The organism is Parabacteroides leei, from assembly GCF_023369805.1.
Taxonomy (GTDB): domain Bacteria; phylum Bacteroidota; class Bacteroidia; order Bacteroidales; family Tannerellaceae; genus Parabacteroides; species Parabacteroides leei.
This window is the reverse complement of sequence record NZ_JAMBQG010000002.1, coordinates 192,777-205,579: the sequence shown is the minus strand read 5'-3', so window position 1 is coordinate 205,579 and position 12,803 is coordinate 192,777. Positions and strand designations below refer to the sequence as shown.

The following is a 12,803-nucleotide window of genomic DNA, read 5'->3' as shown; positions in this document are numbered from 1 at the left end:
GGCCCATTCGTCTATCGGTTAGGACGCAAGATTTTCATTCTTGAAAGAGGGGTTCGATTCCCCTATGGGCTACTTTAGAAGCGGTCGGATTAATTATAATCCGACCGCTTTGTCATGTCTTTTTAACACCCTGCTTTTTTGCTATTTTTACACTACATTTGCCTGCTAAGTCAATTATTTTCACTACATTTGTTAGCATTTTTAGAGATATAGATAATTAGTGATTTTAAAGGATAGAAACTCATGAGTGAAGAAATTAAGAATACTTCCGGAGAGTACTCTGCGGACAGTATTCAGGTACTTGAAGGGTTAGAAGCAGTACGTAAAAGGCCGTCCATGTACATTGGCGACACCAGTGAAAAAGGTCTCCATCATCTCGTATATGAAGTTGTCGACAACTCGATCGATGAAGCGTTAGCCGGATTTTGTTCCCAGATCGACGTAGTTATTAACGAAGACAATTCGATCACGGTATCGGACGATGGTCGTGGTATCCCCGTAGATTTTCATGAGAAAGAAGGCAAATCAGCCCTGGAAGTGGTTTTGACCATTCTGCATGCCGGTGGTAAATTTGACAAAGGGACTTACAAAGTATCCGGCGGATTACACGGTGTTGGCGTATCTTGTGTGAATGCTCTTTCTACTTACCTGAAAGCTGAAGTTCGCAAAGGAGGGAAACTGTATATGCAGGATTACTCTTGTGGAAAGCCTTTACATGGCGTAGAAGTGATCGGTGAAGCGACAACAACCGGAACGACCATCTCTTTTAAACCGGATGCGACGATATTTACCGTTACGGAATACAAATACGAGATACTGGCAACACGTTTACGTGAATTGGCATTCCTGAACGCTGGTATCAATCTGACACTGACAGACAAACGTGTCCAGAAAGAAGACGGAACCTATAAATCGGATCTGTTCCACTCGGAAGAAGGGTTGAAAGAATTCGTTCGTTATGTAGACCGTTCCAAAGAATCCCTGATTCCCGATGTAATCCACATCGTCACAGAAAAGCAAGGCATACCTGTTGAAGTGGCGATGACATACAACACTTCTTTCAACGAAAGCGTGTTCTCGTATGTAAATGATATCAATACAGTAGAAGGAGGTACTCACCTGGCTGGTTTCCGCCGTGGTCTGACACGTACCTTGAAGAAATATGCTGAAGATTCAAAATTGCTGGAAAAAGCAAAAGTAGAGATACAGGGCGACGACTTCCGCGAAGGTCTGACTGCTGTTATCTCCATCAAGGTAGCTGAACCGCAGTTTGAAGGACAGACAAAGACAAAGTTAGGAAACAGCGAAGTGACCGGTGCCGTAGATCAGGCAATCGGTGAAGCTCTTACTTATTACCTGGAAGAACATCCGAAAGAAGCCAAGATAATCGTTGAAAAAGTTGTTCTGGCTGCCCAGGCACGTCAGGCAGCACGCAAAGCGCGCGAACTGGTTCAACGTAAATCGCCGATGACCGGCGGAGGACTTCCCGGCAAGCTGGCCGACTGTTCTTCGAAGGACGCTGCAATCTGTGAGTTATTCCTTGTCGAAGGGGACTCTGCAGGCGGAACGGCTAAACAGGGCCGCGACCGTGTGTTCCAGGCTATCCTGCCGCTTCGTGGTAAGATCCTGAACGTGGAGAAAGCGATGGATCATAAAATCTTCGAAAGCGAAGAAATACAGAACATCTTCCGTGCGATGGGTGTTACTATAGGTACAGAGGAAGATCCGAAAGAATTGAATTTGAGCAAGATCCGTTATCATAAAGTAATCATCATGACCGATGCCGATGTGGACGGAAGCCACATTGCAACATTGATCCTTACTTTCTTCTTCCGCAGAATGCGTGCATTGATCGATAACGGTTATGTATATCTGGCAACTCCTCCCCTTTACTTGTGTAAAAAAGGAAAGGTAGAAGAATATTGCTGGACTGAAGCACAACGCCAGGCATTTATTGATAAATATGGCGGTGGTAATGAAAATCAGATTCACACACAGCGATACAAAGGTTTGGGAGAAATGAACGATCACCAGTTATGGGACACGACCATGAATCCGGAGAACCGTACACTGAAACAGATTACAATCGACAGCGCAGCTGAAGCAGACCAGATATTTGCCATGTTAATGGGTGAAGAAGTAGGTCCGCGCCGCGAGTTTATCGAGGATAATGCAACTTACGCAAACATTGATGCTTAATCAGTGGACAGTGGACAGATAAAAAACTGTCAACCGTCAACTAAAACAGTTTTGTTATGAATAATCAAGTCCGTCGTCCGAGTTTAGAAGCCTTATACAGGGAAGTTGACAACTTTACACCAAAGAAAGAAAAACTTCAGCCTCCCCGCATAGGAATATCTTCAAACCGGAAAGACGGACTTTCCTGTATAGCCGAGACATACGTACAAGCCGTACTACAAGCCGGAGGTGCTCCGGTATTGATCCCGGTAATAACAGATATAGAAGCACTTACAGCTATCGTATCCGATCTGGACGGATTACTGATGAGCGGTGGCGGAGATCTCAATCCGCTTTATGTTGGAGAAGAACCGATACCGCAGTTGCAGGACGTAGATACATTCCGCGACGAGTTCGACCTGATCCTGCTCAGGCTGGCGGCTAACCGCCAGTTACCGATCATGGGTATCTGCCGTGGTCATCAACTTATCAATGTAGCTTTCGGTGGTTCGGTTTACCAAGATATCTACTCGCAGCACAAAGGCGGTGTACTCAAACATAGCCAGGCAATGCCCCGCGAACAGGCATCCCATTCCGTTCGTATCACCGATACCTCTTCCCGTCTTTTCGAAATACTGAAAAGAGAACCGGATATACTAGTTAACTCAGTTCATCATCAGGCAGTAAAAGAAGTCGCACCCGAATTCAAGGAAACGGCAGTAGCTCCCGATGGTATCAATGAAGCAATGGAGCACCCGGAAAAAGAAATATTCAGCATACAATGGCATCCGGAAGCAATGGCCTCCTACGGTGATGAATTGATGCTCGAGTTATTCAAACATCATGTTGAATCCGCGCGTTTGTTCAAAGAAGCCAAACGCATCCACCAACGGAATGTAATACTCGACTCGCATACAGATACCCCGATGATCTTCCCCGGCCAGTTCAATATTGGTAAGAAGGAAGGTGGAAAGGTAAACCTGCCGTTCATGGAAGAAGGACTGGTAGACTCTGCCATCATGGTGGCCTATATTCCACAAGGGAAACGCGACGACGAATCGTTACGAAAGGCAACCGATTATGCAATCGACCGCCTGCAGGAAATTCATCGCCAGATGGAGATAAACCGGGGCAGAATGAATATAGCCCACACTCCACAGGAGGTATGGGTAACAAAAGACGCCGGAAAGAAAGCGATCATGCTGGGGCTGGAAAACGGTTATGCCATCGGTAAAGACCTCAACAATATATCCCGCTTCAAAGAGCTGGGAGTCAGCTACATCACCCTCTGTCATAATGGAAGTAACGATATATGCGACTCTGCCCGCGGTGAAGCGGAATGGGGTGGCCTGAGCCCTTTCGGGAAAGAGGTCGTAGCAGAAATGAACCGGTTGGGAATACTGGTAGATATATCACACGCAGCCGAAAGTACGTTTTACGATGCATTGGAGTTTAGCAAACAACCGATCATCGCCTCCCACTCTTCAGCCCGTGCCTTGTGTAACCATCCGCGCAACCTCACCGACGAACAGTTGAAAGCACTGGCCGCCAAACAAGGAGTCGTACAGATCTGCCTGTACAAAGGATTCATCAACGAAGAGGCAGAAAAGGCTTCTCTTACCGATGCTGTCCGCCACATCAATCATATTGTCGACCTGATCGGTATCAACCATGTGGGTATCGGTTCCGATTTCGACGGTGACGGCGAACTGATCGGTTGCCGGGCCAGCAACGAACTGATAAACATCACCGTTAGACTTCTCAAAGAGGGATACAGTGAAAACGATATTGCAAAAATATGGGGTGGCAACCTGATGCGGGTCATGTCGCGTGTACAGGCAGCCTATAATAGATAAAAGATAATCTAAACAGATGATGATGCATATTTTATATATAACACTGCTGGCTTGTTCGCTGATGGCATGCAGCCAGGCCAAGAATCAACAACACGAAAATACAACAGTCAGCCAGACTGTGCCTGCAACAAGTACGCCTTCTTTCGATGCCGACAGCGCCTACACTTATGTAGAAAACCAGGTTAAATTCGGTCCCCGTGTCCCGAATAGTGACGCACATAAAGCTTGCGGCAACTACCTGGCATCCGAATTGAAACGGTTCGGCGCCAAAGTATACGAACAGGAAGCAACTCTTACCGCATACGATAATACCGGCCTGGAAGCCAAAAACATTATCGGTTCCTTTAACCCGGATAACAATAAACGCATCTTGCTTTTCGCTCATTGGGACTCGCGTCCTTACTCAGACCATGATCCCGATCCGGCTAATTACCGTAAACCGATCGACGGTGCTGACGACGGAGGTAGTGGCGTAGGTGCATTGCTAGAAATAGCCCGCCAGATCGGACAGAAAGATCCAGGAATAGGCGTCGACATCATTTTCTTTGATGCCGAAGATTACGGTACTCCCGAATTCGTCGACGAATACAAACCTGACACCTGGTGTCTCGGTACCCAGTTCTGGGCAAAGAACCCTCATGTACCGAACTATCGTGCCGACTTCGGTATCCTGCTCGACATGGTAGGAGCTAAAAATGCAACCTTCTTCAAAGAACAACTCTCACTGAGCAAAGCAGCCAACATTGTCGAAATGGTTTGGAGTACAGCGCGTAACCTGGGATACGGCAAATACTTTATCAATGCAACCGGCGGTGCCATCACCGACGACCATGAGTATGTAATCAAAGGCCGCAACATTCCTTGCATCGACATTATCAACTATGACCCGGAAAGTGACCACGGTTTCGGTTGGTACTGGCACACGCAAAAAGACAATATGGAGAATATCGACCGCGAAACCCTCAAAGCCGTAGGGCAAACGGTTCTGGAAGTAGTATATAACAGACAAAAGAAATAATAATACAACGATGACTATCAACGAACTTCAGGACAATGTTATTGAAGAGTTCTCAGCCTTCGACGACTGGATGGACAAGTATGCGTTGCTGATCGATTTAGGCAACTCACTTCCCCCGCTGGAAGAAAAGTATAAAACAGAAAGTAACCTGATCGAAGGTTGCCAGAGCCGTGTATGGCTCCAGGCGGACTATGAAGACGGTAAGATACTGTTCAAAGGTGAAAGTGATGCAGTGATTGTAAAAGGTATCGTTTCGTTACTGATCAACATCATGTCCGGACATACACCGCAGGAAATTCTGGATACCGACCTATATTTTATCGAAAAGATCGGTCTGAAAGAACACCTCTCCCCAACCCGTTCAAACGGCCTGGTTGCCATGGTTAAACAGATGCGTATGTACGCACTGGCTTTCCGGACAAAAGAACAAGGATAATCCGACACGACATGAAAATAAATTACTTCTTCAGGCAAAGAGTAAGGCTGGAGTAACGAGTAATAACGGGATATATAATAATCTATTATCATAAAAATGACTACCTTTTCATTGTTTGTCATTTGTCGAACGCTTATTTGTCAGTTATCGAATAAGCGTTTGACAATTGACAAACAAGTATACGATTAATGACAAATAAGAAAGAATAAAGGAGTATTGAATCAAAAGGTCACTACCCATGCGTTAGAATAGAATAAGTAAACAACTAACCGACCAAAGGTTATTCGCTTTTTTTATAATACCGGAAGCGAGTGTTTATGAATAAAAAAACTCAAAATCCGGAACAAATCCTTCATCCTAATCATTTTCCTTCATACATATAATCATGAAGATCAATCACATAAGCACAAAACTGAATGAAGGAAGGATTTATTAAAAAAAAATATTGTGTAGATTGTTCATTACGTATTTCTTTTCGCAATCATATTGATACGCCATGCCATATTCTTATCCGAGTCGGGGCTTAAGATTTTATAAAACTGTTTCATTGCTTCGGCTTCTTTATCGTTCAGCATACCGCTATTCATCCAAATAAGGAGAGTCGGATAATCCTAACGTTAATTGCTCGGGTAATAAAGTAAATGTTTTCCGGTGATAGGGAGTGATACCGACTACACGGATGGCTTCCCGGTGGGCTTTAGTGGGATAACCTTTATTTTCGGTCCAGTGGTAATCGGGATATTCTTTAGCCAACTCATCCATATAATCGTCACGATAGGTCTTTGCCAGGATAGAAGCGGCGGCGATGCTCAGATACTTGCCGTCACCTTTTACAACAGTGGTATGGTTAATTTCGGGATACGGGGTAAAACGGTTTCCGTCAATCAGGAGATGCTCCGGCCGTACTTTCAACTGGTCTATCGCCCGGTGCATAGCCAGAAAAGAAGCTTTCAGTATATTGATTTTATCTATTTCTTCAGGGGTGACAATCCCTACAGCCCAGGCTATCGCCTCCTGCTCGATGATCGGACGCAAGGCATAACGCTTTTTCTCGCTCAATTGCTTGCTGTCGTTCAAATCGTCGTTCTTAAAATCAGGAGGAAGAATAACCGCTGCCGCAAAGACAGAACCAGCGAGGCATCCGCGTCCCGCTTCATCACATCCGGCTTCTATCCGGTCGGCTTCCATATAAGGTAATAACATAGAGTTTAGTATTTAAGTAGTATCTAATTTAATCTATCATCTTCTTCCTCATCATCCAGGGGCGCAATACGAAATAAGAGAACAAGGTGGCCAGGGTAACTCCGCTTATATTGGCCAGAAAATCAAACCAGTCTCCTCCCCTGTAAGACGTACAATATTCCTGTAATAGTTCGATTGTTCCACTCATCAGGATAGGGCAAAGCACCGCGCCTATCCAGGCATGCCACAACACCTCGTCATACTTCCGGTGATTACGTAAAAACTCTACCCACAACATCCCGGACAATCCGGCATACATACAAATATGAGCCACTTTATCTATCCCCGGTATCTTACCGATCTCCACTGAAGGCGGTTTGAAGAACGACAAATAGATCACAACAGCTATAATTGTCAAGGATATTGGATATTTCTTCAGATAATATAACATAGACTATTTCTTAAAACATTTTTCTTACACGTTCTATCCCGGCGGCAAAGACATCTATTTCTTCCTTTGTATTGTAGAAAGAGAATGAAGCACGGACAGTTCCTTCTATACCTAACGCCTGCATCAACGGCTGTGCACAATGATGCCCCGTACGGACAGCTATTCCCAGGCGATCCAATAACATCCCCATATCATAATGATGAATATTACCGACCAGGAAAGAAAGTACGGCTCCTTTATCTGCGGCCTGTCCGAATATACGCATTCCTTCGATAGCGTTCAGTTTATCAGTCGCATAACGCAACAGTTCTTCTTCATAAGCCGCGATATTATTCATCCCCAAACGATTCACATAACGTAGGGCCTCTGCCAAAGCCGTGCTACCGATATAATCGGGCGTACCGGCTTCAAACTTAAACGGTAATTCGTTGAAAGTCGTTTTCTCAAAAGAAACAGTTGCGATCATCTCTCCACCACCCTGGTAAGGAGGAAGTTTATCCAGCCACTCTTCTTTGCCGTAGAGCACGCCGATACCGGTCGGGCCATATACCTTATGCCCTGAAAAAACATAGAATTCCGCATCCAGGTCCTGTACATCCACTGCCAGGTGAGGAACAGCCTGTGCACCATCTATCAACACCGGAACTTCATGACTATGTGCTTCTTCTATTATTTCCTTTACCGGGTTGATAGTCCCCAGCACGTTCGATACATGGGTAACAGATACCAGCTTTGTACGTTCCGAGAACAGTTCGCGGAACTTATCCATATCGAGTTCACCTTTCTCGTTCATCGGAATCACCTTCAGTGCAATACCTTTCTTTGCGGCCTGTATCTGCCAGGGAACGATATTAGAATGATGCTCCATAACGGATAGGATCACTTCATCACCCGCCGACATGCACTCGTCAGTGAAACTGGATGCAATCAGGTTGATCGCCTCCGTTGTTCCGCGTGTAAAAATGATTTCATTGGATGAACGTGCATTCAAAAACGACTGCACGGTTTTACGAGCCTCTTCATGTGCTTCGGTAGCCGCCTGACTCAGGAAATGAACGCCACGGTGAATATTGGCATTCACATTGTAATAGCCGCTTTCAATCTTCTCTACCACCTGGCGGGGCTTTTGGGTGGTAGCTCCATTATCGAAATAAATGAGCGGCTTATCGTATATCTTATGCTCCAGTATTGGAAAATCTTTCCGGATAGCTTGTATATCTAACATAATAACTTGTACCTTTAATCGTATAACAAACGCCAAAGATACGATGTTTATTTTAACAACGGAGAGATATTCATTTATACAGATATAAGAATATAAAAAAAGCCTTTCGTTTTAGCGAAAGGCTCTTTCCCCTCATTACATACTAAATTACTCTACACCTTCTATCGGAGTTTCTTTGAACGCCAATAACGGGAAGAAAATGAACGGTAACAAAAGCAAGCCTATTGCATACGCATTGTCACCTTTACCATACTTTGCTGCAATATCCCTGTACAGCAAGAATGAAAGATAAATGTTGTAAATAGGGATCAGGAAAAACCAGAATTTTACAGGTTCCCATTTTACGATACGCAACATTACGATGATGTTGTAAAACGGAATAATACATGCCCATCCTTTCTGGCCGAAAGTTTCGAAAATTTTCCACATGCTGGCAAGCATTAGTATACATAACGCCAGCTGAATAATAGATCCAATCATTACAGTTAGTTTTAGATATTTAATATTATTAACATCGCAAATATAAACCTTTTATATCAAACAATTGTTACTAAGCCAAAGAAAAAAACACCCTCTTATAGTCATTTATACAGACTTCAATTAATAATCAATCAATATCTCTATATTATATTTTAAGGTATTAGAGTCAAGGGAACTAGAAAAAGGGCTATTCCCGGACAGAACACCCGTTTGTAAACAAAAAAGCGTCCGCAAATAAAATCACGAACGCTCTTTTTATACATTAAAATTTATTCACTAAAAGGTATTATTTCTTCTGATAAAAACGCACCCAGTCGATCTCCATTTCCACAGGAAGATCAGCAGGTTCGACTGCTCCAACCCAACTACCTCCGAGCTGCATATCGAGCAAAAGATAGAACTGGCTATCACTGAACGGATATTGCCCTTCCTTGTCTGTTTCGATACGCGGATAAGTGAACGTATGGTTATCGTTGATGAAAAAGACAAGACTGTCCGTATACATCTCAACGATATATGTGTTGAAGTCATCCTTGTTTATCAAACCGGTACTGCCTTGCTTCGGATTATCTTTGATACCCAGGTTAAAGGTATAGTTTGAATGAACAGTCTGATAAGCAATACTATCATTATTAAGACGTTCCATTATATCTATCTCACCTCCGTTCGGCCATTTCCCATCCTGTGGCAACAGCCAAAAGGCAGGCCACGCACCGGTGGCACCGTTAAGCTTGGCATGGATTTCCAAACGACCGTTGTTAAAACCGACTTTGTCTTTCGTATAAACTCCACCGGTAATAAAAGGAGCTGTGTCGGTAGGCAAACTATAGTTAACCAATCCACGCAGAATCAGTTTCCCGTCACGCATAGCATAACAGGAATCGAAGTCGGACATATAATTATTCCAGTCTGATCCTCCACGGGGTATCTTACTCCAGGAAGCAGGATCGAAACTATCCCCCTGATCAAAATTATCTTCCCAAACCAGTTTCCACTCTTTGGGCTGCTGGGTACATGATAGTACACACATTACACCGATACAGACTAAAAGTCCTGATAAAGTTTTCGTCATAATTCTTTAAATTTAGAGTTTGGGATAAAGATATTCATTTTTTGTCAGGTTTGAGCCATTCAGTTTATATTCGATTATTGACAAAATGAAATGATGGAGAACAATAGCTCTATTATTCCAGGTTTAAAGCTTACCGATTCTCGCCAAACTCAGTTTGTTGCCGTTCCACTTCTTTTAGCTTCAAAGCATTCAATTCCTTTTTCAGGCGTTCCACTTCCCGTTCAGCAGAAGATTTAACAGTTGCAGCCTGACCGCTTTCAACAGAAAAAGCAGGGATCAAGGCGGCATCAGCCTGATCATAAATCAACGGGAAAGAGGTCGGTTTACTCTCAAATTCAAGTTCTGCGCTTAACGGCATCTGTGAACCTTCAAACAATACGCTGGCTGTTACTTTGATCTTACCCGGTTTCAAAGTCGACTGTACAAGAACAGGAGCCGTTCCCCATTTTACCGGAGCCGGATTCGCCATTACGTCCGAACCACCCAGTAGTCTGCCTTCACCTTCTACATTGAATTTGATAAAATAGTTATTCAGACGTTTGATGTTACCTTGCTTATCGGCTACGGCCGCAATCACGGTTACGAAATCGGAACCGTTCGCTTCAAGATTCGTTCCTTCATTATCCACCCAGAGTAAAAGCTTTTCGGGACGACGGGCAGGAGTCACCTTATGGGTCGCAACCACTTTTCCGTCAATCAGGCCCTCTGCCAGTAAATAGACATCCTCCTGCTTCCTTTCTCTTGAAAGTGCTTTATCCACCATAAAATCATACATATCCGGGAAGGTGATAACAGGTGAAGGCATTCCCTTCCTGTTCTTATCTTTTTTATAGGTGGCAGTCTTTCCATCTTTATTAAAAGTCAGGCGTACTTCATCACAGTTGGAGTAAACCACCACATCCTTGCCGGAGAAAGGAGTCATTTCATGGGCAATAAAGACCATCGGTCCTGTCTCAGCTATCAGATCACTTTTTACCGGAGGACGCTGGGCCTTGAACATATAATAGGAGTATTTGGGCTGACGGAACACATCCATGATCCCTCCATAAAAAGGATCGGGGTGATACCCGCGCTGATGGTCGAACGAATGCCACAGGCATCCTCCCACATGCTGGCGGGATGTCTGATACAAAGCATCATAGCTGGTATACGGGTAAGATGGGGAAGCATAATGCTGTGCCTGTATCAGCATAGCCTGTTCGCCCCAGTTACGGGCCACACGGCTGGGAGAGTTATGCGAATTCCAATCGTCTACGTTATCTCCCCATTCGCGGGTGAAATAAGTTTTCGAAGGATCCAGTTCTTTTATAGCCCACTCCTGATCGGCATTCTGGGGATGGGAGAAGAGAACCGGAAAGACCTCATGACCGCGTGCCTCACTGTCACTGCCGCAATAGCAAGACGGATAAGGATACTCGGCATGTACAATATCATTGGTATTCTTGGCAAAGTCTGCCGGATACCAGGTTTCGTTCAATATCGGTTCCCACAGCCAGACCGAAGGATGATTACGATCGCGGCGTACCAGGTGACGGATATCACTGTACACACGCTGGGCGAATTCGGGAGCATCGTTCCAGAACTGCCAACCCGGAGTATTGACGATCACGAACAATCCCAGTTCGTCGCAGGCATCCATAAAGGCGGGATCTTGCGGACAATGGGCGTTACGGATCACTTCCATACCTACATCCTTCAGCTTTTTCGCATCACGCCAGTGAATACTGTTAGCCACCGCATTACCGACAACGGCAAAATCCTGATGGCGGTTCGCTCCGATCAACGGCTTCTCATACGGTTTACCATTTAACCAGAAACCGTCTTTTCCTTTGAATTCGATGCTACGGATACCGATACGGCGGCGATAACCGTCGATCACATTCCCTTGTTCATCACGGATACGTACCAACAGGTTATACAATGTAGGTGAAGATGGACTCCACAAAAGCGGGTTCTTCACTAACAACTTATCAGAACTGCTGACAGATTTACCCGGCTTTACGCGGACCTTTGCATTCAGGAAAGCGACTTGCTGACCATCGGGTTGCTGCAATTCATATTCCACGACACCGGTAAACGACTTTTTCGTTTCGTTGCGCAGTTGTATTTTCAACAATACATCAGCCGAAGCTTCCGATACGTTATTATAAGCGACAAATAATCCGCCTCCGGCTACTTCATCCGCATAATTCGGATCGGTGATAAAGATATTGTTATGAGCAATCAGCCAGCAGTCGCGGTAAATACCTCCGAAATAGGTATAGTCCAATACATCCTGGGCTTTTCCGGGAGGATAGGACGGATCGTCGCTATTGTCTGTCCATACAGCAATCACATTATCGCCATTCCAGTCGAGTACGTCCGTTACATCCACCACAACAGGAAGATAACCTCCGAAATGCTCGGTCAGTTGCTTACCGTTTACAAACACCTTGCTTTTCCCCATGATTGCTTCGAAATGCAGGAATAGTTTTTTTCCTTTCAAAGCGGCATCGGGTGTAAAATGCTTGCGATACCACACTTCCCCCTGATAGTTAATGCAACCACTGGCCTCAGTCGGCAGGTATTCAATGCCATGTGGCAGGGAAACGACTGTCCAGTCTTTATCATTAAACTCTTTTGCATCGGCTCCCTGCACTGCCCCCTTATAGAAACGCCAGGCCGGATTCATGGAATAAACATCACGTCCGGTATTTTCCATCCGAAAGAAACCGGCTGTAGAAAACTCCGGTTGATGCGCCGCACATAAGGGGAGACACAGCAAACAAATAAATAGTATTAATGCTATTTTCTTCATGGTAAATAAATTATATATTATTAATTCAGTTTTTCTATCAATAAATGATAGTGTAGGCCTACGCTATTAGTTTTTTCATCAAAAAATGATAGTGTTAGTCGACAATTT

At 44.5% G+C, this 12,803-nt stretch carries 11 protein-coding genes and 1 tRNA gene; 5 read left to right on the top strand and 7 right to left on the bottom strand.

Going from position 1 to position 12,803, the window contains the following annotated elements; all coding sequences use genetic code 11:
• The 5 genes from M1P97_RS04565 to M1P97_RS04545 all read left to right on the top strand — a co-directional run bounded on the left by M1P97_RS04565 (position 1) and on the right by M1P97_RS04545 (position 5,488).
• Positions 1-72, top strand: a tRNA-Glu gene (locus M1P97_RS04565).
• A gap of 171 nt (positions 73-243) precedes the next feature.
• The gene (gene gyrB / locus M1P97_RS04560; RefSeq protein ID WP_195374128.1) at positions 244-2,199 is read left to right on the top strand and encodes a DNA topoisomerase (ATP-hydrolyzing) subunit B; all 1,956 of its coding nucleotides are present in this window, start codon (positions 244-246) and stop codon (positions 2,197-2,199) included.
• 56 nt (positions 2,200-2,255) lie between these two features.
• Positions 2,256-4,034, top strand: coding sequence for a gamma-glutamyl-gamma-aminobutyrate hydrolase family protein (locus M1P97_RS04555; RefSeq protein ID WP_249388512.1), 1,779 nt, complete (start codon positions 2,256-2,258; stop codon positions 4,032-4,034).
• Positions 4,035-4,095: 61 nt separating this feature from the next.
• Positions 4,096-5,052, top strand: coding sequence for a M20 family metallopeptidase (locus M1P97_RS04550; protein WP_394803882.1), 957 nt, complete (start codon positions 4,096-4,098; stop codon positions 5,050-5,052).
• Between the two features lie 10 nt (positions 5,053-5,062).
• Positions 5,063-5,488, top strand: coding sequence for a SufE family protein (locus M1P97_RS04545; RefSeq protein WP_195374126.1), 426 nt, complete (start codon positions 5,063-5,065; stop codon positions 5,486-5,488).
• 461 nt (positions 5,489-5,949) lie between these two features.
• Here M1P97_RS04545 and M1P97_RS26245 read toward each other — a convergent pair whose 3' ends face one another.
• The 7 genes from M1P97_RS26245 to M1P97_RS04515 all read right to left on the bottom strand — a co-directional run bounded on the left by M1P97_RS26245 (position 5,950) and on the right by M1P97_RS04515 (position 12,695).
• Positions 5,950-6,075, bottom strand: a complete 126-nt coding sequence (locus tag M1P97_RS26245) for a hypothetical protein (RefSeq protein ID WP_262923222.1) — start codon at positions 6,073-6,075, stop codon at positions 5,950-5,952.
• Entirely contained in the window at positions 6,068-6,691 is a 624-nt protein-coding gene (locus tag M1P97_RS04540; protein WP_249388511.1) for a ribonuclease HII, read from the bottom strand. The genes M1P97_RS26245 and M1P97_RS04540 overlap by 8 nt, the downstream gene beginning before the upstream one ends.
• 28 nt (positions 6,692-6,719) lie before the next feature.
• Complete coding sequence (locus tag M1P97_RS04535; protein ID WP_249388510.1) at positions 6,720-7,121, bottom strand: VanZ family protein; 402 nt, start codon at positions 7,119-7,121, stop codon at positions 6,720-6,722.
• Positions 7,122-7,131: 10 nt separating this feature from the next.
• A complete protein-coding gene (locus tag M1P97_RS04530) occupies positions 7,132-8,346 on the bottom strand; it encodes an aminotransferase class V-fold PLP-dependent enzyme (protein WP_195374123.1) in 1,215 nt (404 codons plus the stop codon).
• A 147-nt stretch (positions 8,347-8,493) separates the two neighbouring features.
• A complete protein-coding gene (locus tag M1P97_RS04525; RefSeq protein ID WP_195374122.1) occupies positions 8,494-8,826 on the bottom strand; it encodes a DUF5684 domain-containing protein in 333 nt (110 codons plus the stop codon).
• A gap of 286 nt (positions 8,827-9,112) precedes the next feature.
• Positions 9,113-9,898 (bottom strand): glycoside hydrolase family 16 protein, encoded by a 786-nt coding sequence (locus tag M1P97_RS04520; protein WP_394803877.1) that lies wholly within the window; start codon positions 9,896-9,898, stop codon positions 9,113-9,115.
• Between the two features lie 130 nt (positions 9,899-10,028).
• Positions 10,029-12,695, bottom strand: a complete 2,667-nt coding sequence (locus tag M1P97_RS04515; protein WP_249388509.1) for a glycoside hydrolase family 2 protein — start codon at positions 12,693-12,695, stop codon at positions 10,029-10,031.
• Positions 12,696-12,803 lie beyond the last annotated feature (108 nt).